The sequence below is a fragment of the Enterobacter cloacae complex sp. I1M genome, from assembly GCF_014982425.1.
GTDB lineage: Bacteria > Pseudomonadota > Gammaproteobacteria > Enterobacterales > Enterobacteriaceae > Enterobacter > Enterobacter intestinihominis.
In genome coordinates this window covers 26,240-47,749 of sequence record NZ_JADCLG010000030.1, presented here as the reverse complement: position 1 = coordinate 47,749, position 21,510 = coordinate 26,240, and the positions used below count along the sequence as shown (strand labels likewise).

The following is a 21,510-nucleotide window of genomic DNA, read 5'->3' as shown; positions in this document are numbered from 1 at the left end:
TCTGTGAAGTGATTCACATCCGCCGTGTCGATGGAGGCGCATTATAGGGAGCCGCCGAGGAATGACAAGCGGAAAAATGCATTTTTATTTCAACCGCTCACCTTTTCACCAAAACGTCTATTTTTGGTGCTTTTTAATCTCTTTTGGCAGATCTGCCAGACTAGTTATCACCCAGTCAGCTGCATTTTCTGCTTCTGGGGTGACTGGTTTACCGGTCCGCACTAATACTTTGGTTCCCACACCTGCCGCCGCCGCTGCCTGCATATCCTCCAGTTTATCGCCCACCATAAAAGACGCGGCCATATCAATGTGCAGGAATTCCTGTGCAGAGATAAACATGCCCGGGTGTGGCTTACGGCAATCACATGTCTGACGATACGCTTCTACTGTTCCCTGTGGATGATGCGGACAATAATAGATGCCATCAAGATCGACGCCACGATCGGCCAGAGACCAGTCCATCCATTCCGTCAGCGTCTCGAACTGCGCTTCGGAGAATTTACCCCGGGCGATACCGGACTGATTAGTTACCACCACCAGCGCATAGCCCATCTCTTTCAGCTGGCGCATGGCATCTATTACGCCCTCGATAAATTCGAACTCATCAATCTCATGGACGTAACCGTGATCCACATTAATTGTGCCGTCACGATCGAGAAAAATTGCGGGTACAGATTTTGCCACCGGTTTGCTCCTGAAAAAGGCTTGTTCAGCTAGTATCTCATGAATCGCAGCGCAATAAAGTGCTCATCGCACAGAGGTGGATTGATTTAGACGTCTGGATGCCTTAACATCCATTTTGTTTACGGTCATTCCCCGTATCTGGCAGAAGAAAATGCCACGGCTAACTTACATACGATAAAAATAATCTAATGATTAAACTTTCCAATATCACCAAAGTGTTCCAGCAGGGGAACCGAACCATTCAGGCGCTGAACAACGTCAGCCTGCATGTGCCTGCTGGTCAGATTTATGGCGTCATTGGCGCATCGGGTGCGGGTAAAAGTACGCTGATCCGGTGTGTTAACCTGCTTGAGCGCCCGACCCAGGGCAGCGTAGAAGTTGGCGGCCAGGAGCTTACCGCTCTCTCAGAAAAAGAACTCACCAAAGCGCGTCGCCAGATTGGCATGATTTTCCAGCACTTTAACCTGCTGGCCTCACGCACGGTTTTTGGAAACGTGGCGTTACCGCTGGAGCTGGATAGCACACCAAAAGAAGAGGTTACGCGACGCGTCACCGAACTGCTGGATCTGGTTGGGCTGGGTGATAAGCATGACAGCTACCCGGCCAACCTCTCAGGCGGGCAAAAGCAGCGTGTAGCAATCGCTCGCGCGCTGGCAAGCAACCCAAAAGTGCTGCTGTGTGATGAAGCCACCAGCGCGTTAGATCCGGCCACCACGCGTTCTATCCTGGAACTGCTGAAAGACATTAACCGTCGTCTGGGCCTGACTATCCTCCTTATCACGCACGAAATGGACGTGGTGAAGCGTATCTGTGACTGCGTCGCCGTCATCAGCAACGGTGAGCTGATTGAGCAGGACACGGTCAGCGAAGTCTTCTCGCACCCGAAAACGCCTCTGGCTCAGCAGTTCATTCAGTCCACACTGCATCTGGATATTCCGGAAGATTATCTGGAACGTTTAAAAGCAGACGCAACGCCTGATAGCGTCCCGATGCTGCGCATGGAGTTCACGGGCCAGTCCGTTGACGCACCGCTGCTGTCCGAAACCGCGCGTCGCTTTAACGTGAATAACAACATTATTAGCGCGCAGATGGACTACGCCGGTGGCGTGAAGTTCGGCATTATGCTGACGGAAATGCACGGCACACAGGAAGAAACCCAGGCGGCAATTGCCTGGCTGCAAGAACATCACGTAAAAGTAGAGGTGCTGGGTTATGTCTGAGCCGATGATGTGGCTACTGGTTCGCGGCGTTTGGGAAACGCTGGCAATGACCTTCGTATCGGGCTTTTTTGGTTTTGTGATTGGGCTGCCGGTCGGCGTACTGCTGTACGTCACGCGCCCGGGTCAAATTATTGAAAACGCGAAGCTGTATCGCACGCTCTCTGCGCTGGTGAACATTTTCCGTTCTATACCGTTTATTATCCTGCTGGTGTGGATGATTCCGTTTACACGCGTTATTGTCGGGACGTCGATTGGTTTGCAGGCAGCTATTGTCCCGCTAACCGTAGGCGCCGCACCGTTTATCGCCCGTATGGTGGAAAACGCCCTGCTGGAAATCCCAACAGGCCTGATTGAAGCTTCCCGCGCTATGGGTGCGACGCCAATGCAGATCGTTCGCAAAGTTCTGCTGCCTGAGGCGCTGCCTGGGCTGGTGAATGCAGCAACCATCACGCTTATCACCCTGGTCGGTTATTCCGCGATGGGCGGCGCCGTGGGTGCTGGCGGTTTAGGACAGATTGGATATCAGTACGGCTATATTGGCTATAACGCTACCGTAATGAATACCGTTCTGGTATTGCTGGTTGTGCTGGTTTACTTAATCCAATTCTCTGGCGATCGTATCGTCCGGGCTGTTACGCATAAATAACGTTACAAACAACACAAACTCGACGAGTTAAGGATATAACATGGCGTTTAAATTTAAGACCTTTGCAGCAGTAGGCGCACTGATTGGTTCGCTGGCACTGGTGGGTTGCGGTCAGGACGAAAAAGATCCGAACCACATCAAAGTAGGCGTTATCGTCGGTGCAGAGCAGCAGGTTGCTGAGGCCGCGCAGAAAATCGCGAAAGAAAAATATGGCCTGGACGTTGAGCTGGTGACCTTCAACGATTACGTTCTGCCGAACGAAGCGCTGAGCAAAGGCGACATTGACGCTAACGCCTTCCAGCATAAACCGTACCTGGATCAACAGATCAAAGATCGCGGCTACAAGCTGGTTGCTGTCGGTAACACCTTCGTTTACCCGATTGCCGGTTATTCCAAGAAAATTAAATCTCTGGATGAACTCCAGCCGGGTTCACAGGTTGCCGTCCCTAACGACCCAACCAACCTTGGCCGTTCGCTGCTTCTGCTCCAGAAAGTGGGCCTGATTAAACTGAAAGAAGGTGTTGGCCTGTTGCCGACCGTTCTGGACGTGACCGAAAACCCGAAAAATCTGAAAATTGTTGAGCTGGAAGCCCCTCAGCTGCCACGTTCTCTGGACGATGCACAGATCGCGCTGGCCGTTATCAACACCACTTACGCCAGCCAGATCGGTTTGACCCCTGCGAAAGATGGCATCTTTGTTGAAGACAAAGATTCCCCGTACGTCAACCTGATCGTGACTCGCGAAGACAACAAGGACGCGGAAAACGTGAAGAAATTCCTGCAGGCATATCAGTCTGAAGAAGTTTACCAGGAAGCCAATAAGGTGTTTAACGGCGGCGCGGTTAAAGGCTGGTAATCTCACCTCAGTGTAATATCATCAAGACGGGCATTTGCCCGTCTTGTCATTTGTGCGGTCAACTGCTTCAATATCTGACGTTTTGATTATCCACTGAGGAACTATTATGCGTGCTTTACCGATCTGTCTTTTAGCACTGATGCTGAGCGGCTGTTCTATGCTAAGCAGATCTCCTGTTGAACCCGTTCAAAGCACTGCAACCCCGCCAAAAGCGGAGCCAGCAAAACCGAAAGCGCCTCGCGCTGCGCCGGTACGTATTATTACTAAAGCCGACGAGCTGGTCGGTAAGCCATTCCGTGAACTGGGCGAAGTGAGCGGCGAATCCTGCCAGGCAACGAATCAGGACTCCCCTCCAAATATCCCAACAGCCCGCAAGCGTATGCAAATCAACGCGTCGAAAATGAAAGCCAACGCGGTGCTGCTGCACAGTTGCGAGGTCACCAGTGGTACGCCGGGCTGCTACCGTCAGGCGGTATGTATCGGTTCTGCGCTTAACATCACGGCGAAATGAGTTCATTTCAGTTCGAGCCGATAGGCGTTATCCGCTCCCCTTATAAAGAAAAGTTCGCCGTGCCGCGTCAGCCGGGACTGGTCCTTAACGGCGGCGGCGAGCTGCATCTTGTCGCGCCGTATAATCAGGCCGACGCAGTGCGCGGGCTTGAGGCATTCAGCCATTTATGGGTGGTGTTTGTGTTTCACCAGACCATGGAAGGCGGCTGGCGTCCTACCGTGCGTCCTCCTCGTCTGGGCGGAAATGCCAGAATGGGAGTTTTTGCCACCCGCTCAACGTTCCGACCGAATCCAGTCGGGATGTCGCTGGTCGAACTGAAAGGGATACGCTGTCAGAAAGATCGGGTGATCCTGGAGTTAGGTAGCCTTGACCTGGTTGATGGTACGCCGGTCATCGATATTAAACCTTACCTGCCCTTCGCCGAAGCGCTGCCGGATGCCCGTGCAAGCTATGCTCAGGACGCCCCACAGGCAGAGATGCCGGTTTACTTCACATCTGAAATAACGACGCAAATCAGCCAGCTGGAAAAGCGCTATCCTCGTCTGCGTGACTTTATCGTCGAAGTCCTGGCGCAGGACCCTCGTCCCGCCTACCGCAAAGAGGAAGACGCAGGAAAAACGTACGCCGTCTGGCTGCTGGACTTTAACGTGCGCTGGCGCGTAACTGATGCAGGTTTTGAAGTGTTTGCCCTGGAACCCAGGTAATTTTGTTCTCCTCTCTTTTGGCATCTTTGCCACACTGGTAAACTAAACCACTTTTTTTGTGTCAGGCTGGTGTTTCAGCCTGTTCCAATCGTCGAAATGGAACCGTAACAACATGCGTACTAGCCAATATCTGCTCTCCACTCTGAAGGAGACACCTGCCGACGCCGAGGTGATCAGCCACCAGCTGATGCTGCGCGCCGGGATGATCCGCAAGCTGGCCTCCGGGTTATACACCTGGCTGCCGACCGGCGTGCGCGTCCTGAAAAAAGTCGAAAACATCGTGCGTGAAGAGATGAACAACGCCGGTGCTATCGAGGTGTTAATGCCGGTCGTTCAGCCCTCTGAACTGTGGCAGGAGAGCGGTCGCTGGGAGCAGTACGGTCCTGAACTGCTGCGTATTGCCGATCGTGGCGATCGTCCATTCGTCCTCGGCCCAACGCATGAAGAAGTGATCACCGATCTGATCCGTAACGAGCTGAGCTCTTACAAACAGCTGCCGCTGAACTTCTTCCAGATCCAGACCAAGTTCCGTGACGAAGTGCGCCCACGCTTTGGCGTGATGCGCTCTCGCGAATTCCTGATGAAAGATGCCTACTCTTTCCATACTTCTCAGGAATCACTGCAAGAGACCTACGACAAAATGTACGTGGCCTACAGCAAAATCTTCTCCCGCATGGGGCTGGATTTCCGTGCTGTACAGGCTGATACCGGTTCAATCGGCGGTAGCGCCTCTCATGAATTCCAGGTTCTGGCGCAGAGCGGCGAAGACGATGTAATTTTCTCTGACTCCTCTGATTACGCCGCCAACATTGAATTCGCAGAAGCGCTGGCACCAAAAGAACCACGCGGCGCGGCAACACAAGAGATGACGCTGGTTGATACGCCAAACGCGAAAACCATCGCCGAGCTGGTTGAACAGTTTAATCTGCCGATCGAAAAAACCGTGAAAACCCTGCTGGTGAAATCGGCTGAAGGCAGCGCTTACCCGCTGGTAGCCCTGCTGGTCCGTGGCGATCACGAGCTGAACGAAGTGAAAGCCGAGAAGCTGCCGCAGGTTGCCAGCCCGCTGACCTTCGCGACGGAAGCCGAAATCCGCGCCGTGGTGAACGCAGGCCCAGGTTCTCTGGGTCCGGTGAATATGCCTGTTCCTGTAGTGATTGACCGCACCGTTGCGGCGATGAGCGACTTCGCTGCGGGCGCAAACATCGACGGTAAACACTACTTCGGCATCAACTGGGATCGTGACGTGGCGACGCCGGAAGTGGCTGACATCCGTAACGTGGTCGCAGGCGATCCAAGCCCGGACGGCAAGGGTACCCTGATGATTAAACGCGGTATCGAAGTAGGCCACATCTTCCAGCTGGGCGATAAGTACTCGCGCGCAATGAACGCTGCCGTTCAGGGCGAAGATGGTCGTAACCAGGTTCTGACCATGGGCTGCTACGGCATTGGGGTAACGCGCGTTGTTGCGGCCGCTATCGAGCAGAACTATGACGAACGCGGAATCGTCTGGCCGGATAACATCGCGCCGTTCCAGGTGGCGATCCTGCCAATGAACATGCACAAGTCTTACCGCGTGCAGGAGCTGGCAGAGAAACTCTACGCTGAGCTGAGCGCGAAAGGTATCGACGTGCTGATGGATGACCGTAAAGAGCGTCCTGGCGTGATGTTTGCTGATATGGAACTGATCGGTATTCCACACACCGTCGTCATCGGCGACCGTAACCTCGACAGCGATGAGATTGAATACAAGTACCGTCGCAACGGCGAAAAACAGATGATCAAGACGGGCGACATTCTTGATTACCTGGTGAAAGCCATCAAAGGCTAAGAAACAAAAAAACCCCGCCAGTGCGGGGTTTTTTAATGGCTATAACTTATTTGCTTTCGCAGTCTTTACCCGCAGCAAACTTCGCGTCTTTATCTGCCACCAGCGTTTTCACCAGCTCACCGCTATCGGGGTTTGGCTCCAGCGTAAAATGCCCTTCAACCGTCAGCAACACTGGTTTGCTGTCGTTACCGCGCGCGACGGCATAGTCACGCTCCAGCTGGGCATTGTTCGCCACGCTGACTTTCTTCCCGGTTGCACAGTCCGTGAAGATCGCCGCATCCGCCATGTAGAAATACATCCCTCGCATCGCCATTGGGGTTGCAGGCAGGGTCGCTTTTACCGGGGCCAGCGTGTAGTTGAACTGGGATTCAATCGGATTGCCTTCGCGATCGAGCATCTCCATCCCCTCGCCTTTGGCGCGGAAATACGTTTTATCGCCCGTGGTATCAGTCAATACCAGCTTTTCAGCCGTACGCGCCCATGTTCCGTATGTTGCAAAAGAAGACGGCTCTTTCGCCCCCTGATAGCGCTGGTTCATCACCCAGGTGCCATCTTTTTGCAGGAACAGAGAGGTTTCGATGCCTTCACAATCTGCACATGGCAATACGCCGCGCCAGCTCTGCTGCATCGGCTTCAATTCTTCGTTTTGCGTTGGCTGTAGTACCTGTGTTTCTGAACGGTTGTTACAGCCAAAAAGCGCGAACAGGCTTGTCACGGCCAGCGCTGATAATAATGCTTTTTTCACAATACATTCCTTATGAAAAAGTGTGTCCCTTTCGTCACATTACGGATGACGGACTTTGCCACGCAGTGACTTTACGGTGGATTTCTGCGCCTTCGATGACAACCGACGTTCTTTCGATGCCCGCGTTGGACGTGTTGCCCGGCGACTTTTTTGTACAGCCGTCAGCTCTTTTATGACCGCCGCCAGTCTGGAAAGTGCCGCTTCCCGGTTCATTTCCTGGCTGCGATATTCCTGCGCTTTAATCACAATCACACCTTCACTGGTGATCAGATGATGGCTGGCGGCAAGCAGACTTTCTTTATAATACTCTGGCAGGCTGGAGGCCCGGATGTCAAAGCGCAAATGGATAGCCGTTGAGGCCTTGTTAACGTGCTGCCCCCCTGCGCCCTGAGCACGGATGGCGGTGATCTCCAGCTCGTGATCAGGGATGCTGACGTTTCGGGACAACTCAATCATGATACGGGCTGCCAGGCCGTGAGATGAATTTCCAGATTATTCTGAGAATCGGAAAGCCAGATGGCGCCGTCCTGAATCGTTGCCTGAAGCGCCATTGTCCGGCTGGCGAATGCGCTCAGCTGTGCCAGTTGTTCATCATCCAGATACCAGACGGTAAGATTTTTGAACTGCGCACATTTATTTTTGTTTTGCTGCCACCAGATCTCCGCCGCGCGCTGGTTATAGGCAAACAACGCCACTTCAGCTGACTGGGTGCACGCCTTTTTGATCCGGCGTTCATCCGGCAGGCCAAGCTCAATCCATAAATCGATACCCAGATGATCGTTGCGCAGCCAGGCTTCCGGTTCATCTTCCGCGCTTAAACCACGGGTAAATTGCAGACGCTCGTCGGCATACTTAATCCACGCCAGCAGGCGCAGCATCATGCGCTCCTGGGTTTCAGAAGGGTGACGCGCCAGCGTCAATGACGCATCCAGAAACTGGTTACGGTCAAGATCCGCCACATTGACCACAGCTTTATAAATTGTCGCTTTCAGCGCCATGAGAGAACTCCTTTCGAATCAGGCGTACATTGTAGCGAAAACCGCAGCAAAAGGCTGTTACGAGGTGGTGGCACCCCGTTATCAAGGCGCTGATATTGCTTAAATGAGTATGGTATAGTCACCTTGCTAAACCGAGTTTAACTTCGTAGGCTTAATGATATCTCACAGTAAGTCAGTACGCTGGCAGGAGGTGATGTGAATAATTATTGTGAGTTGATTCGCAGACGGTATGCGGAAATTGCCAGCGGAGATCTGGGGTACATCCCGGATGCGTTGGGCTGTGTATTGAACGTGCTGAATGAAGTGGCCTCTGATGAGAGCCTTTCTGAATCGGTCAGGGAAAAAGCAGCGTATGCTGCGGCGAATTTACTGGTGAGCGATTATGTCGATGAATGATACCTATCAACCCATCAATTGTGATGACTATGACAACCTCGAACTCGCCTGCCAGCATCATTTAATACTGACGCTGGAGCTAAAAGATGGCGAAGTGCTAAAGGCAAAGGCCAGCGATCTGGTTTCCCGTAAAAATGTGGAATACCTGGTTGTGGAAGATGCAGGTGCAACGCGTGAGTTACGCCTCGACAAAATTGCCAGTTTCAGCCATCCGGAAATCGGCACCGTCGTGGTGAGCGAATCCTGATAACCAACGGGCAGCCAGGCTGCCCGTTACGCTTTCCATTCAAAATTAACACCCGCTTCAGCCCACCCTTCCTGAGTAATAAACACACCTGCCGCCGCGATGAGCGTGTCGCCGTAAAACAGAAGCGGCGTGGTATCACGTCGCCAGGGCGGAACGTTCTGTTCCTGCCAGATTTTCTTCAGTTTACGCCCGCCGTTACGCCCAACGATATGCAGCATGCCGCTGGCCCTGAAGCGTATGGTGACGTTCTCGTCCGGCTCAGGTAGACGCACATTGCCCGAATGGCTTAACGCAACGACACCGGCATTCAACGGTAGCGTTAGTGCTTTTTCCGGCGACGGCCAGTCGAGCACAACGTCAGCCAGCGACGGCACAGATTTCACCCACCAGAGTTGCTCTTTATAGCGCCTGACGTCATAACCATTCAGGTGTATACACGGAGCGGCATCTTCCCGCGCCTGTGCAACTTCTTCCCAGATACGGTTGAGCATCGCCCGGGACGGCATAACCGCACGGTGGGAAGCCAGCCAGCGACGAATCAGAGCAGCCCGACGCACGGGGCTCATCACTTTCAACGGCGCAATGTTAAGGGCACCGTCAGCGGTAGTCAGCGTATTCAGCTCCCCGCTCAGCAACTCATCCAGCAAGCTTTCCTGTTCAGCACAAAGCATGGCACTTCTGGCCACCGCTTCGGAAAAATGGGCCCAGCGCTCACTCAGCAGCGGTAAGACGCGCAGGCGCAGGAAGTTACGGTCGTAACTGTCGTCCTGATTGCTTTCGTCTTCAATCCAGCGCAGATGATGTTGCTGCGCCCAGGCTTCCAGTGATGCGCGCGTCTCACCCAGTAGCGGGCGGATGAGCTCTGTTTCAGCAAAACCAGCACGCTCAGGCATGGCGGATAAACCCGCAGGCCCGCTGCCCCGCTTGAGCGCCAGTAAAAACGTCTCGCACTGGTCGTCCAGATGCTGCGCGGTGACCAACGCTTCTCCAGGCTGTAACGCGCCGGAAAACGCGGCGTAGCGGGCTTTGCGCGCCTGCGCCTCAATACCCAGCCCTTCATCCTCAAGCGTGACGCGTTCAACGATTAGCGGGATCGCCCACCCTGAGCACACCGCTTCGCAGTGCGCCACCCAGTCGTCGGCATGGGGGCTTAAGCCGTGATGGATATGCATCGCCCGCAGCTGGACGTCAGGCTCACGGTCGCGCCAGAGCTTAAGACGGTGCAGCAAAACGGTGGAATCCAGGCCACCGCTGAACCCCACCAGCAGCTGGCGGTAGGGTGAAACGGCGTGCGCGATAGCGGGTAAGGTCATAGGAAATTACACATAAAAAATGCCCGAACTGAACGGGCATTATCACACATGACGGCGATTACTGCTGATAAAGCTCCAGCGGCAGACCGTCCGGATCGTTGAAAAAAGTGAAACGTTTATCGGTGAAGGGATCGATGCGAATTGCTTCACAGGCCACGCCGTGGGCTTCCAGATGCTTTACCGCGCTGTCCAGGTTATCGACGCTGAAGGCCAGGTGGCGCAGGCCGCAGGCTTCCGGGCGCGAAGGACGCGCTGGCGGGAAAGGAAAAGAGAACAGTTCAATCACATATTGTCCGTTTAACGCCAGATCGCCTTTCCAGGAATCGCGCTCCTCGCGGTAGGCCTCGCTCAACAGCGTAAAGCCGAGAATGTCGCAGTAAAAGGCCTTACTTTTCGCGTAATCGGTGGCAATGATCGCAATATGATGAACAGCTTTTAAACCCAGCATAGTTTCTCCTTTTTATGATGTCCTGAACGTTACAACCGACAACCCGCCCCTGGCAAGCGGCCCCTTTTATTTTAGGACTCTCACCCAGTACACACCGTTATCATCGCGTTTCGCACCGTGAATATCCGTCTCAAAGCCCGGATAGTGGCGCCCTATCGAACAGAGCATCAGCAGAAAATCGAGCACCGCCCGGCTCTCCTCGGTGATCATCTCGCCCGGCATCAGCAGCGGTACGCCCGGCGGATAAGGCAGGATCATGTTGGCTGATACCCGCCCGACCAGGTTCTCCAGTTCAATGGTTTCAACCTCCCCTTTCACCTGGCGTTGCCACGCCCTGTGCGGCGTGAGCTTCATTTCAGGCAGAACATCAAATGCCTGCAGCATCAGGCGCGGCAGATCGTGCTGGCGGATCAGCCTGTGGATCCCCTGGGCCAGATCCTGAATACGCATATTGCGGTAGAAGTCAGGATCTTCCGCGTAGAGATCCGGCAGCATGTTCTTCACCCGCAGGTTAAGATCGTACGCGCGCTTAAACTCCATAAGCCCGCGCAGCAGGCCCATCGCGCGGGTTTTATCGATCCCGATACTGAACAGGAACAGCAAATTATAGGGGCCGGTTTTCTCCACCACCACGCCGCGCTCATCAAGGAACTTCGCCACCAGCGCAGCCGGGATCCCTTCCTCACCCATCACACCCTGCTCATCCATGCCCGGCGTCAGGATCGTCACCTTAACCGGATCAAGGAACATGTGGTCTGCATCAGCATCCCGAAAACCGTGCCAGCTCTCCCCCGGCGCGACGGGCCAGCATTCTGCTTCATCAATCTCTTCCGGCTGCCAGATATCAAAGAACCAGCCGTCCGCTTCATCTTTAAGTCGCTGAACCTCTTTTCGGAAATGCAGCGCCCGCTCCACCGAACGATTAATAAGGCGTTTCCCGGGATTGCCGCGCAGCATCGCCGCCGCCGTTTCGATGGACGCCACCAGCGGGTAGCTGGGCGACGTGGTCGTGTGCATCATGAAGGCTTCGTTGAAGGTGTCCTCGTCGTACTCACCCTTGATGTGAATGAGAGACGCCTGGGAAAACGCGGCCAGCATTTTGTGCGTCGACTGCGTCTCGAAGAACACCTTACCCGGCACCCGCTCGCCGCTCATCCCACTTTTACCCGAGTAAATCGGGTGGAAATTGGTGTAAGGCACCCACGCGGAGTCAAAGTGAATCGACGGCACGTCCAGCGTCTGCTTGATCCAGTTCGTGTTGTAAAGCAGCCCGTCATAGGTGGAGTTGGTGATCACCGCATGCACAGGCCAGCTTGCCTCGGGGATCGCCGCGATCTTATTTTCAATGGCTTCATGCGCGAACTCACGGCGAGGAATGCCGCCGAGGATCCCCAGCGCATTACGCGTGGGAGACAGCCAGAGCGGCACGACGTCACTCATCATCAGCAAATGCGCCAGTGATTTATGGCAGTTTCGGTCAATCAGCAACGTGCTACCGGCAGGCGAGGCGTACATGCCGACGATCTTGTTCGACGTTGAGGTTCCGTTGGTCACCATGTAGCTCTGCTCGGCACCAAAGGTCCGGGCGATGTACTCTTCGGCTTCCAGATGCGGGCCGGTATGATCCAGCAGAGAGCCTAACTCGGTGACCGAAATCGACACGTCCGCCTTCAGCGTGTTACCGCCAAAGAAATCATAGAACAGGCATCCCACCGGGCTTTTTTGATAGGCCGTTCCCGCCATGTGGCCTGGCGTACAGAAGGTGTACTTCCCTTCATTCACATAGGTGAACAGCGCACGCGTAAACGGCGGGGTGATGTTATCCAGATATTCGCCGGTGTACTGCTGAATGCGGGTCGCAATGTCCTCGGCAACGCCGAGTGAGTATTCGAAGAACCACAGCGCCATACGCATATCGTGGGCGCTGACGTCCATGGTCGAGTGAGTGTTGATAAAGGCGTACAGCGGAAGATATTCGTTGAGCTTATTGATCTCGCTGCACAACTCCATGTCGTATTCGTCCCAGTCGAATATCACGCCACAGATGCGCGGATTGTGTTCGATGAATTTCAGCAGGTCGGCGCTGTTTTGCGGCCAGATTAGCTGATATCCGCGTGCTTTAAGGGCCTGCTCAAGCTCCTTGATGGGTTCGTCTTTATAAAAGACGCCGTGTGGCCCCATGATGGCAATGATGTTCATGGTTTACCTCCTTGAAAAACATCAGATAAGCATAGTTAAGGTAAACGGCAGGTATAAAAAAAGCCGCAACAATGTGCGGCTTTTAGGATAATTGTGAGGCTTACGCGTAACCGTAGGTCATCAGGCGCTGATAACGACGGTTGAGCAGATCTTCTGTGCTCAGCACGTCCAGATCCGCCAGATCTGCCAGCAGCTGCGCTTTCAGGGAAGCAGCCATCACTTCCGGCTTACGGTGCGCGCCACCCAGCGGTTCAGGGATAACGGTGTCGATCAGCTTCAGCTCTTTCAGACGTGGGGCAATGATGCCCATCGCTTCCGCAGCCAGCGGCGCTTTATCGGCACTTTTCCACAGAATGGAGGCACAGCCTTCCGGAGAGATAACGGAATAGGTGCTGTACTGCAGCATATTCACTTTATCGCCCACGCCAATTGCCAGCGCACCGCCGGAACCACCTTCACCGATAACGGTACAGATGACCGGCACTTTCAGGCGAGACATCTCACGCAGGTTGCGTGCGATGGCTTCAGACTGACCGCGCTCTTCTGCGCCAACACCCGGGTAAGCACCCGGTGTGTCGATGAAGGTGATGATTGGCATATTGAAACGCTCAGCCATCTCCATCAGACGCAGGGCCTTACGGTAGCCTTCTGGTGCTGGCATACCGAAGTTACGACGGATCTTCTCTTTGGTTTCACGGCCTTTCTGGTGACCAATGATCATCACCGGACGTCCATCAAGACGCGCGATACCGCCGACGATAGCTTTATCGTCAGCGTATGCGCGGTCGCCTGCCAGTTCGTCAAATTCGTCAAACGCCAGGCGGACATAATCCAGGGTGTACGGACGCTGTGGATGACGCGCCAGCTGGGCGATCTGCCATGCGCCGAGATCGGCAAAGATTTTGCGCGTCAGTTCTACGCTTTTTTCACGCAGACGATGCACTTCTTCGTCGATGTTAATATCCAGTTTTTCATCCTGACGGCTTACGGCTGTCAGAGAATCGATTTTCGCTTCCAGCTCTGCAATCGGCTGTTCGAAATCAAGGAAATTCAGACTCATAGTATTCCTGTATTAGTCAAACTCCAGTTCCACCTGCTCCGAACCAATGAGGCCACGGAGATCGTTCAGTAAACGATCGCTCGGAGAGACACGCCACGTTGCACCAAAGCGCAACCGCGCACGTGCATCCGCCCTCTGATAGTAGAGATGTACTGGAATGGTCCCCGAGCGGTGGGGTTCCAGAGACTGACGGAGTCGGTTTAAAAGCTGGTCATCAATTTGCCTGTCCGTCAGCGAGATAGCAAGCCCGCGAGCATATTTTTCCCGGGCTTCGTCAATGTCCATCACTTCGCGGGCGGTCATTTTAAGCCCCCCGCTGAAGTCATCAAAGCTGACCTGTCCGCTGACGATAAGTATGCGGTCTTTTTCCAGCAATTGCTGGTATTTATCCAGCGCGTCGGTGAACAACATCACCTCCAGACGCCCGGAACGGTCATCCAGGGTACAGATGCCGATACGATTGCCGCGCTTGGTGACCATTACCCTTGCAGCAATCACGAGCCCCGCAGCCGTGGTGATTTTACCACGTTCTGTCGGATGCATGTCTTTAAGCCTGTGGCCGCCGACATAGCGCTCAATTTCTTTCAGATACTGGTTGATCGGGTGTCCCGTCAGGTACAGGCCTAACGTCTCACGCTCCCCATCCAGCACCACCTGTTCTGGCCAGGGCTGGCAGTTGGAATAGGACTGCTCGATCTGCTCTGGTTCTTCCGCCAGCACACCGAACATATCCGCCTGACCAATGGCTTCCGCTTTAGCATGCTGATCGGCCGCTTTCAGCGCATCGCCGAGCGAGTTCATCAGCGCGGCGCGGTGTGGCCCCAGCCGGTCAAACGCACCGGACATGATCAGTTTTTCCAGCACGCGGCGGTTCAGTTTTTTGGTATCGGTGCGGGCGCACAGGTCGAACAGCTCGCGGAAATAGCCGCCGTTGTTACGCGCTTCGATGATCGCCTCGATCGGCCCCTCACCCACGCCCTTGATCGCGCCGATCCCATAGACGATTTCCCCGTCATCGTTGACGTGGAAATGGTACAGGCCAGAGTTAATATCCGGCGGCAGGATCTTCAGCCCCATGCGCCAGCACTCGTCCACCAGGCCAACCACCTTTTCGGTGTTGTCCATATCGGCGGTCATTACCGCCGCCATAAACTCAGCGGGATAGTGGGCCTTGAGCCACAGCGTTTGATACGACACCAAAGCATAAGCGGCGGAGTGGGATTTGTTAAATCCGTACCCGGCGAATTTCTCCACCAGGTCGAAGATTTTCATCGCCAGTTCGCCATCGACGCCGTTTTTCTTCGCCCCATCTTCAAAGATGGAACGCTGCTTGGCCATCTCTTCCGGCTTTTTCTTACCCATCGCACGACGCAACATATCTGCGCCGCCAAGGGTGTAACCAGAAAGCACCTGGGCGATCTGCATGACCTGTTCCTGATACAGGATGATGCCGTAGGTTGGCTCCAGTACCGGCTTCAGGCTTTCATGCTGCCACTGCACATCCGGATAGGAAATCTCTTCGCGCCCGTGCTTACGGTCGATAAAGTTATCTACCATCCCCGACTGCAACGGGCCCGGACGGAACAGGGCCACCAGCGCGATCATATCTTCGAAGCAGTCTGGTTGCAGACGCTTAATCAAATCTTTCATGCCGCGGGATTCAAGCTGGAAGACGGCTGTCGTCTCGGAGCGTTGCAGCATGTCGAAACTTTTCTTGTCATCAAGCGGGATAGCCGCGATATCCAGCGGCGGCTCGCCGTTCTTCTCACGGCGGGCGTTGATCATCTCCAGCGCCCAGTTGATGATGGTCAGCGTACGCAAACCAAGGAAGTCGAACTTCACCAGCCCGGCGTATTCAACGTCGTTCTTGTCGAACTGGGTGACCGGATGCTGGCCCGCTTCATCGCAGTACAACGGCGCGAAGTCAGTGATTTTGGTCGGGGCGATAACCACGCCCCCCGCATGCTTACCGGCGTTACGCGTGACGCCCTCCAGCTTGCGCGCCATGTCGATCAGCGCTTTCACCTCTTCGTCGGCTTCGTAGATTTCCGGCAACTGAGGTTCAGCTTCAAAGGCTTTCGCCAGGGTCATGCCCGGATCGGGCGGCACCAGCTTAGAGATTCGATCGACAAAACCGTAGGGGTGGCCCAGAACGCGGCCCACGTCGCGGATAACCGCTTTCGCCGCCATCGTACCGAAGGTAATGATCTGTGAAACCGCATCACGACCGTACATATCGGCCACGTGCTCAATCACCTGGTCGCGTTTTTCCATGCAGAAGTCGACGTCGAAGTCGGGCATGGAGACACGTTCCGGGTTGAGGAAACGTTCGAACAGCAGGTCGAATTCCAGCGGATCGAGGTCGGTGATTTTCAATGCGTACGCCACCAGCGAGCCGGCACCTGAACCACGGCCCGGGCCAACCGGTACGCCGTTATCCTTCGACCACTGGATGAACTCCATTACGATCAGGAAGTAGCCAGGGAACCCCATCTGATTGATCACCTGGAGTTCAATATCCAGACGCTCGTCATATTCAGGACGCTTCTCTTTACGGACCGCTTCATCCGGGAAGAGGAATTCCAGACGCTCTTCAAGGCCCTCTTTCGATTTCATGACCAGGAAATCTTCCGTGGTCATGTCGCCCGTCGGGAACTGCGGCAGGAAGTATTCGCCGAGACGCACGGTGACGTTGCAGCGCTTGGCAATCTCTACGCTGTTTTCCAGCGCTTCCGGGATGTCGGAGAAGAGCTCACACATTTCCTCTTCGCTGCGCATGTACTGCTGCGATGAGTAGTTGCGAGGACGTTTCGGATCGTCGAGGGTGAAGCCGTCGTGGATAGCGACGCGAATTTCATGCGCGTCAAAATCGCCCGGCTCAAGGAAGCGCACATCGTTGGTGGCCACTACAGGCAGGCCACGCGCTTCCGCCAGGGCGACGGCCGCATGCAGATAGCTCTCTTCATCCGCACGCCCGGTACGGATTAGCTCCAGGTAATAGCGATCCGGGAAATACTCTTCGTAGAACGAGACGCACTGATCCACCAGCACGTTGTTCCCGCGCAGCAGACATTTGCCGACATCACCCATACGGCCACCGGAGATCAGCAGCAGACCTTCGTTCAGCTCCGCCAGCCAGTCGCGGTCAATCCATGGACCCAGCGCGCCGTAGCCGCGCTGGTAGGCTTTTGAGATCAGCAGAGTGAGGTTCTGATAGCCCGTGTTATTCATGGCTAACACGGAAATTTGCGTCATCTCATCGCCGAGCAGGTCGCTCTGCACGTGGAAATCCGCGCCGACGATGGGCTTTAATCCTGCGCCATGCGCCGTTCCGTAGAACTTCACCAGGCCACACAGGTTGGTAAAATCGGTGATCGCCAGCGCAGGCATGCCAAGCGAGGCCGCCTTCTTTACCAGCGGCCCGGTCTTTGCCAGCCCATCGATCATGGAGTAGTCGCTATGCACCCGCAGGTGTACGAAACGTGGTTCAGCCATCTTCAGATCCCGCGTTACTTAATTGCTTGCGTCTTGATTCAGGACACCAGTCCCAGCGCGCGTTTCACCGGGCCAAAGCTGCGCCGATGATGTTCAGTTGCGCCATGTTCAGCCAGCTTTTCCAGATGGAAAGCCGTTGGATATCCCTTGTGCTGGGCGAAACCATACGCGGGATAAGTGAGGTCCAGCGCGGCCATTTCGGCATCGCGCGTCACTTTGGCAATGATTGACGCCGCACTGATTTCTGCGACGCGGCTATCGCCTTTAACAACAGCCATTGAAGGCATCGGCAGCGTCGGGCAACGGTTACCGTCGATCAGCACATACTCAGGCACAATTTTCAGGCCCGCAACGGCACGCTGCATCGCCAGCATGGTGGCGTGCAGAATGTTCAGATCGTCGATCTCATCCGGCTCTGCGCGCCCGAGACTCCAGGCCAGCGCCTTCTCTTTAATTTCATCGAACAGCGCCAGGCGGCGCTTTTCGCTCAGTTTTTTCGAGTCGTTCAGGCCAGGGATCGGGCGGGCTGGATCGAGGATCACCGCCGCGGTCACAACGGCACCCACTAACGGACCACGACCGACTTCATCCACACCGGCAACGAGGTGGGTATGGGGATAAATAAATTCCATCATTGTGCTAACTCCAGCACCGCATCGGCCGCCTGCTCATCAGCATTACAGCGGATCAGTTGATGCAGTTCACGGAAAGTATCATGCATCTGGTGGCTGGTTTTACCGTTGGCCAGCAGCGGCAGTAATGCATCAGCCAGTGCCTGCGGCTGGCATTCATCCTGCAAGAGTTCTTTCACCAGCTCGCGACCTGCAAGCAGGTTTGGCAGGGATACGTAGTCTGTTTTTACCAGACGTTTTGCCAGCCAGAAGGTAAACGGTTTCATGCGATAACCGACCACCATTGGGCATTTTGCCAGCATACACTCCAGCGCAGCCGTGCCGGAAGCCAGCAGTGCGGCATCGCTCGCATACATGGCTTGCCGCCCTTTCCCGTCCAGCAGGCGGACGTGAAGATCCGGGGCAACCTCGGCTTTGATACGCTCAAACTGCTCGCGGCGTTTGGCATTCACCAGCGGCACGACCACTTCAAGGTCTGGGTACGTCTTGCGGAGAATTTGCGCCGTTTTCAGGAAATCGGCACTTAGCATTTCAACTTCCGCACCCCGGCTCCCTGGCAGCAGCGCCAGACAGTGCACATCATGCGGGATGCCCAGTTCGTCACGCGCCGCATTTTTATCAGGGTCCAGCGGCATGGCATCCGCCATGGTATGACCGATAAAATGGCACGGGACATTAAACCTGTCGTAAAACGCTTTTTCGAAAGGCAGAAAAGCCAGCACCAGATTGGTGGACCGTCCGATTTTGAAAACGCGTTTCTGTCGCCACGCCCACACGGACGGGCTGACGTAATGGATAGTTTTGATCCCCTGCTTTTTCAGGTTCCCTTCAAGGGTAATATTGAAATCAGGTGCATCAATGCCGACAAAGACATCGGGCTTGAGGTCGGTAAAGCGGCGGGTAAGATCGGCGCGAATATGCAGCAGGCGACGCAGGCGGCCCAGCACCTCGACGATGCCCATCACAGCCAGCTCTTCCATTTCATACCAGGCTTCACAGCCTTCGGCCTGCATCAGCGGCCCAGCCACGCCCACAAAGCGGGCATTGGGTACACGGGCTTTAAGCGCGCGGATAAGACCTGCACCAAGAATATCGCCGGAGGTTTCTCCGGCGACCAGGGCGATAGTAAGCGGACGACTGTCGACCATTAACGAATCAGACCACGGGTTGAACGTTCAAAGAATTCCATGAACGTTTTCACTTCAGGATGCTTATTCGCCAGCTCGGCAATTTCCGGCTTCGCCTCTTCCAGCGTTTTACCGCTACGGTACAGCAATTTGTACGCGTTGCGGATCGCGGTAATCGCTTCGCGGCTAAAGCCACGACGCTTAAGGCCTTCAATGTTCACGCCAAACGGCGTGGCATGGTTGCCCTGCGCAATCACAAACGGTGGGACGTCCTGCGCCACACCGGAGCACCCGCCGACCATCACGTGTGCACCGATGATGCAGAACTGATGGACTGCGGTCATGCCGCCAATAATTGCGAAATCATCGACCGATACGTGCCCCGCCAGCGTTGCGTTGTTGGCGAGAATACAGCGGCTACCCACGGTACAGTCGTGCGCAATATGCGCATTAACCATAAACAGGTTGTCGCTGCCCACCTTCGTCAATCCACCGCCTTGCGTTGTACCACGATGAATGGTGACGCTTTCGCGAATGCGGTTACGATCGCCGATTTCCACGCGGGTCGGTTCGCCAGCATACTTAAGATCCTGGTTAACTTCGCCGATGGAGGCGAACTGATAGATCTCATTGTTGCAGCCAATGGTGGTATGACCATTCACGACAACGTGAGATTTCAGTACTGTACCCTCACCAATTTCGACATGGGGTCCAACAATACAAAACGGGCCAATGTGGACGTTTGCGCCAATGATGGCACCCGTTTCCACAATGGCGGTAGGATGAATAAAGGCGGATTTATCAATCACGTATCAGGCCTCCCGGCTACGCGCACACATCATTGTCGCTTCGCAAACAACTTTGCCGTCAACCATAGCTACGCCTTTGAAGCGAGTCAGGCCGCGACGCGTTTTTTCAAAAGTGACTTCCATGATCATTTGATCACCAGGCACGACCGGACGCTTGAAGCGCGCTTCATCGATACCCGCGAAGTAATAGAGTTCACCCGGCTCCAGTTTACCTACGCTTTTAAACGCCAGAATACCGGTAGCCTGTGCCATCGCTTCCAGGATCAACACACCCGGGAAGATAGGTTTACCAGGGAAGTGCCCCTGGAAGAATGGCTCGTTAACGGAGACATTTTTCACTGCGCGCAGAAAACGACCTTCTTCAAAATCCAGCACACGGTCTACCAGTAAAAACGGGTAGCGGTGCGGCAGAAGTTCTAAAATCTCTTCAATATGCAGAGTATGAGTGTCAGTAGTCAAAATACTCTTCCTGTCAAATGTACTAAGTAGCAATAATAACACGGCCTGCCGGTTTATAAACAAAGCCGACAGGCCGGGAAATTTAGCGTTAAACGGATGAACGCTTAGTCTTGTTGATCGATTTTGCGCTCAATCGCTTTGAGTCGCTTGCTCATATCATCAATATTCATCACCAGTGCAGCTGTTTTACGCCATACCTTGTTCGGTTGCAGCGGGATACCGGAGGAATAAACGCCGGGCTCAGTGATGGGACGCATCACCATACCCATCCCCGTCACCGTGACTTTGTCGCATATTTCCATATGGCCATTGATCACGCTGGCACCGCCTATCATGCAGTAACGGCCTATTTTCAGGCTGCCTGCCATGATAACACCACCCGCAACTGCGGTATTGTCGCCAATCACAACGTTATGTGCAATCTGGCACTGGTTGTCTATGATAACACCGTTACCAATAATGGTGTCGTCAAGTGCACCACGGTCAATGGTTGTGCAAGCGCCGATCTCAACGCGATCGCCGATAATCACGCGACCCAGCTGCGGGATCTTAACCCAGTTACCCCGATCGTTGGCGTAACCGAATCCGTCAGAACCAATCACCGTGCTGGACTGTACGAGGCAATTCTCGCCAATCTCAACCTCATGGTAGACAGAAACATTGGCCCACAGACGAGTCCCTGCGCCAATTTTCGTATTTTTTCCAACAAAGCAGCCTGGCCCAATCACCACGTTATCACCCAGCACAACGCCGGATTCGATAACGGCGTTTGCGCCGACTGCCACGTTGTTACCCAGCTGAGCCGTTGGATCAATCGCAGCGCTGGCTGCAATGTTCTGCGCCGGCTGCGGCGTGGTATCAAGAATTTGGGCCATGCGTGCATAGGTCAGGTAGGGATTTTTCACTACCAGTGCAGCGTTAGTGGCAAACGGAAGATCGTCCTGCGTCAGAACAACGGCAGACGCCTGGCACTGAGCCAGGTGTTCACGGTACTTAGGGCTTACCATGAAGGTAATAGTGCCTGCTTTAGCAGATTGCATGGACGCAACAGCGGTGATGACGATATCGCCATCACCGTGTAATTCTGCATCCAACTGCTGAGCTAAATCAGCCAGTCGAATTGAAGGCAT

The 21,510-nt window shown here is 54.6% G+C and carries 22 protein-coding genes; 8 read left to right on the top strand and 14 right to left on the bottom strand.

Annotation, left to right across the window (positions count from 1 at the left end; all coding sequences use genetic code 11):
* Positions 1 to 117: 117 nt before the first annotated feature.
* A complete protein-coding gene (gene gmhB / locus INF86_RS18140) occupies positions 118 to 684 on the bottom strand; it encodes a D-glycero-beta-D-manno-heptose 1,7-bisphosphate 7-phosphatase (RefSeq protein ID WP_048965728.1) in 567 nt (188 codons plus the stop codon).
* A gap of 188 nt (positions 685 to 872) precedes the next feature.
* On the opposite strand from gmhB, the gene metN reads away from it, so the two are divergent.
* From metN to proS, 6 genes are all read left to right on the top strand, one after another.
* A complete protein-coding gene (gene metN, locus INF86_RS18135; RefSeq protein ID WP_032625582.1) occupies positions 873 to 1,904 on the top strand; it encodes a methionine ABC transporter ATP-binding protein MetN in 1,032 nt (343 codons plus the stop codon).
* Positions 1,897 to 2,550 (top strand): methionine ABC transporter permease MetI, encoded by a 654-nt coding sequence (locus tag INF86_RS18130; RefSeq protein ID WP_003856130.1) that lies wholly within the window; start codon positions 1,897 to 1,899, stop codon positions 2,548 to 2,550. Before metN ends, INF86_RS18130 begins: the two co-directional genes overlap by 8 nt.
* Before the next feature lie 40 nt (positions 2,551 to 2,590).
* Positions 2,591 to 3,406: a methionine ABC transporter substrate-binding lipoprotein MetQ gene (gene metQ / locus INF86_RS18125; RefSeq protein ID WP_006810023.1), complete on the top strand. Its 816-nt coding sequence runs from the start codon at positions 2,591 to 2,593 to the stop codon at positions 3,404 to 3,406.
* Between the two features lie 106 nt (positions 3,407 to 3,512).
* The gene (rcsF, locus tag INF86_RS18120; protein ID WP_003856133.1) at positions 3,513 to 3,917 is read left to right on the top strand and encodes an Rcs stress response system protein RcsF; all 405 of its coding nucleotides are present in this window, start codon (positions 3,513 to 3,515) and stop codon (positions 3,915 to 3,917) included.
* A complete protein-coding gene (gene tsaA, locus INF86_RS18115; RefSeq protein ID WP_023299375.1) occupies positions 3,914 to 4,621 on the top strand; it encodes a tRNA (N6-threonylcarbamoyladenosine(37)-N6)-methyltransferase TrmO in 708 nt (235 codons plus the stop codon). The genes rcsF and tsaA overlap by 4 nt, the downstream gene beginning before the upstream one ends.
* 112 nt (positions 4,622 to 4,733) lie before the next feature.
* Positions 4,734 to 6,452 (top strand): proline--tRNA ligase, encoded by a 1,719-nt coding sequence (proS, locus tag INF86_RS18110; RefSeq protein ID WP_126314625.1) that lies wholly within the window; start codon positions 4,734 to 4,736, stop codon positions 6,450 to 6,452.
* A gap of 46 nt (positions 6,453 to 6,498) precedes the next feature.
* On the opposite strand, the gene nlpE is transcribed toward proS, so the two are convergent.
* From nlpE to INF86_RS18095, 3 genes are read right to left on the bottom strand one after another with little or no spacing between them, the layout of a single operon-like run.
* Complete coding sequence (gene nlpE / locus INF86_RS18105; RefSeq protein WP_006810026.1) at positions 6,499 to 7,197, bottom strand: envelope stress response activation lipoprotein NlpE; 699 nt, start codon at positions 7,195 to 7,197, stop codon at positions 6,499 to 6,501.
* 39 nt (positions 7,198 to 7,236) lie between these two features.
* Entirely contained in the window at positions 7,237 to 7,653 is a 417-nt protein-coding gene (gene arfB / locus INF86_RS18100) for an alternative ribosome rescue aminoacyl-tRNA hydrolase ArfB (protein ID WP_022647119.1), read from the bottom strand.
* Complete coding sequence (locus INF86_RS18095; RefSeq protein WP_022647118.1) at positions 7,650 to 8,195, bottom strand: YaeQ family protein; 546 nt, start codon at positions 8,193 to 8,195, stop codon at positions 7,650 to 7,652. The genes arfB and INF86_RS18095 overlap by 4 nt, the downstream gene beginning before the upstream one ends.
* A gap of 195 nt (positions 8,196 to 8,390) precedes the next feature.
* Here INF86_RS18095 and INF86_RS18090 point away from each other — a divergent pair, with 195 nt between their 5' ends.
* Both INF86_RS18090 and rof read left to right on the top strand, forming a co-directional pair.
* Positions 8,391 to 8,591, top strand: a complete 201-nt coding sequence (locus INF86_RS18090; protein ID WP_003856146.1) for a YaeP family protein — start codon at positions 8,391 to 8,393, stop codon at positions 8,589 to 8,591.
* Complete coding sequence (gene rof, locus INF86_RS18085) at positions 8,578 to 8,838, top strand: Rho-binding antiterminator (protein ID WP_003856148.1); 261 nt, start codon at positions 8,578 to 8,580, stop codon at positions 8,836 to 8,838. The genes INF86_RS18090 and rof overlap by 14 nt, the downstream gene beginning before the upstream one ends.
* A 26-nt stretch (positions 8,839 to 8,864) precedes the next feature.
* On the opposite strand, the gene tilS is transcribed toward rof, so the two are convergent.
* The 10 genes from tilS to lpxD form a co-directional block, all read right to left on the bottom strand.
* Positions 8,865 to 10,151: a tRNA lysidine(34) synthetase TilS gene (gene tilS / locus INF86_RS18080; RefSeq protein ID WP_058677791.1), complete on the bottom strand. Its 1,287-nt coding sequence runs from the start codon at positions 10,149 to 10,151 to the stop codon at positions 8,865 to 8,867.
* 58 nt (positions 10,152 to 10,209) lie between these two features.
* A complete protein-coding gene (locus INF86_RS18075; protein ID WP_022647115.1) occupies positions 10,210 to 10,599 on the bottom strand; it encodes a VOC family protein in 390 nt (129 codons plus the stop codon).
* A gap of 66 nt (positions 10,600 to 10,665) precedes the next feature.
* On the bottom strand, positions 10,666 to 12,798 hold the full coding sequence (locus INF86_RS18070; protein ID WP_192970760.1) for a lysine decarboxylase LdcC: 2,133 nt from the start codon (positions 12,796 to 12,798) through the stop codon (positions 10,666 to 10,668).
* A gap of 100 nt (positions 12,799 to 12,898) precedes the next feature.
* The gene (gene accA / locus INF86_RS18065) at positions 12,899 to 13,858 is read right to left on the bottom strand and encodes an acetyl-CoA carboxylase carboxyl transferase subunit alpha (protein WP_003856154.1); all 960 of its coding nucleotides are present in this window, start codon (positions 13,856 to 13,858) and stop codon (positions 12,899 to 12,901) included.
* A 12-nt stretch (positions 13,859 to 13,870) separates the two neighbouring features.
* On the bottom strand, positions 13,871 to 17,353 hold the full coding sequence (gene dnaE, locus INF86_RS18060) for a DNA polymerase III subunit alpha (RefSeq protein WP_023305469.1): 3,483 nt from the start codon (positions 17,351 to 17,353) through the stop codon (positions 13,871 to 13,873).
* Positions 17,354 to 17,391: 38 nt separating this feature from the next.
* Complete coding sequence (gene rnhB / locus INF86_RS18055) at positions 17,392 to 17,988, bottom strand: ribonuclease HII (RefSeq protein ID WP_023305468.1); 597 nt, start codon at positions 17,986 to 17,988, stop codon at positions 17,392 to 17,394.
* Positions 17,985 to 19,133 (bottom strand): lipid-A-disaccharide synthase, encoded by a 1,149-nt coding sequence (gene lpxB, locus INF86_RS18050; protein ID WP_193543775.1) that lies wholly within the window; start codon positions 19,131 to 19,133, stop codon positions 17,985 to 17,987. Before lpxB ends, rnhB begins: the two co-directional genes overlap by 4 nt.
* Entirely contained in the window at positions 19,133 to 19,921 is a 789-nt protein-coding gene (gene lpxA / locus INF86_RS18045; protein WP_003856164.1) for an acyl-ACP--UDP-N-acetylglucosamine O-acyltransferase, read from the bottom strand. The genes lpxB and lpxA overlap by 1 nt, the downstream gene beginning before the upstream one ends.
* A 3-nt stretch (positions 19,922 to 19,924) precedes the next feature.
* Positions 19,925 to 20,380, bottom strand: coding sequence for a 3-hydroxyacyl-ACP dehydratase FabZ (gene fabZ, locus INF86_RS18040; RefSeq protein ID WP_003856165.1), 456 nt, complete (start codon positions 20,378 to 20,380; stop codon positions 19,925 to 19,927).
* Positions 20,381 to 20,484: 104 nt separating this feature from the next.
* Positions 20,485 to 21,510, bottom strand: coding sequence for a UDP-3-O-(3-hydroxymyristoyl)glucosamine N-acyltransferase (gene lpxD, locus INF86_RS18035; RefSeq protein ID WP_022647110.1), 1,026 nt, complete (start codon positions 21,508 to 21,510; stop codon positions 20,485 to 20,487).

What these genes read in the sequence shown, in the direction of transcription:
- metN (WP_032625582.1), top strand. Translation starts at nt 873, where the DNA reads ATGATTAAACTTTCCAATATCACCAAAGTGTTCCAGCAGGGGAACCGA.
- INF86_RS18130 (WP_003856130.1), top strand. Translation starts at nt 1,897, where the DNA reads ATGTCTGAGCCGATGATGTGGCTACTGGTTCGCGGCGTTTGGGAAACG.
- metQ (WP_006810023.1), top strand. Translation starts at nt 2,591, where the DNA reads ATGGCGTTTAAATTTAAGACCTTTGCAGCAGTAGGCGCACTGATTGGT.
- rcsF (WP_003856133.1), top strand. Translation starts at nt 3,513, where the DNA reads ATGCGTGCTTTACCGATCTGTCTTTTAGCACTGATGCTGAGCGGCTGT.
- tsaA (WP_023299375.1), top strand. Translation starts at nt 3,914, where the DNA reads ATGAGTTCATTTCAGTTCGAGCCGATAGGCGTTATCCGCTCCCCTTAT.
- proS (WP_126314625.1), top strand. Translation starts at nt 4,734, where the DNA reads ATGCGTACTAGCCAATATCTGCTCTCCACTCTGAAGGAGACACCTGCC.
- arfB (WP_022647119.1), bottom strand. Translation starts at nt 7,653, where the DNA reads ATGATTGAGTTGTCCCGAAACGTCAGCATCCCTGATCACGAGCTGGAG.
- INF86_RS18095 (WP_022647118.1), bottom strand. Translation starts at nt 8,195, where the DNA reads ATGGCGCTGAAAGCGACAATTTATAAAGCTGTGGTCAATGTGGCGGAT.
- rof (WP_003856148.1), top strand. Translation starts at nt 8,578, where the DNA reads ATGTCGATGAATGATACCTATCAACCCATCAATTGTGATGACTATGAC.
- tilS (WP_058677791.1), bottom strand. Translation starts at nt 10,151, where the DNA reads ATGACCTTACCCGCTATCGCGCACGCCGTTTCACCCTACCGCCAGCTG.
- INF86_RS18075 (WP_022647115.1), bottom strand. Translation starts at nt 10,599, where the DNA reads ATGCTGGGTTTAAAAGCTGTTCATCATATTGCGATCATTGCCACCGAT.
- INF86_RS18070 (WP_192970760.1), bottom strand. Translation starts at nt 12,798, where the DNA reads ATGAACATCATTGCCATCATGGGGCCACACGGCGTCTTTTATAAAGAC.
- accA (WP_003856154.1), bottom strand. Translation starts at nt 13,858, where the DNA reads ATGAGTCTGAATTTCCTTGATTTCGAACAGCCGATTGCAGAGCTGGAA.
- dnaE (WP_023305469.1), bottom strand. Translation starts at nt 17,353, where the DNA reads ATGGCTGAACCACGTTTCGTACACCTGCGGGTGCATAGCGACTACTCC.
- rnhB (WP_023305468.1), bottom strand. Translation starts at nt 17,988, where the DNA reads ATGATGGAATTTATTTATCCCCATACCCACCTCGTTGCCGGTGTGGAT.
- lpxB (WP_193543775.1), bottom strand. Translation starts at nt 19,133, where the DNA reads ATGGTCGACAGTCGTCCGCTTACTATCGCCCTGGTCGCCGGAGAAACC.
- lpxD (WP_022647110.1), bottom strand. Translation starts at nt 21,510, where the DNA reads ATGCCTTCAATTCGACTGGCTGATTTAGCTCAGCAGTTGGATGCAGAA.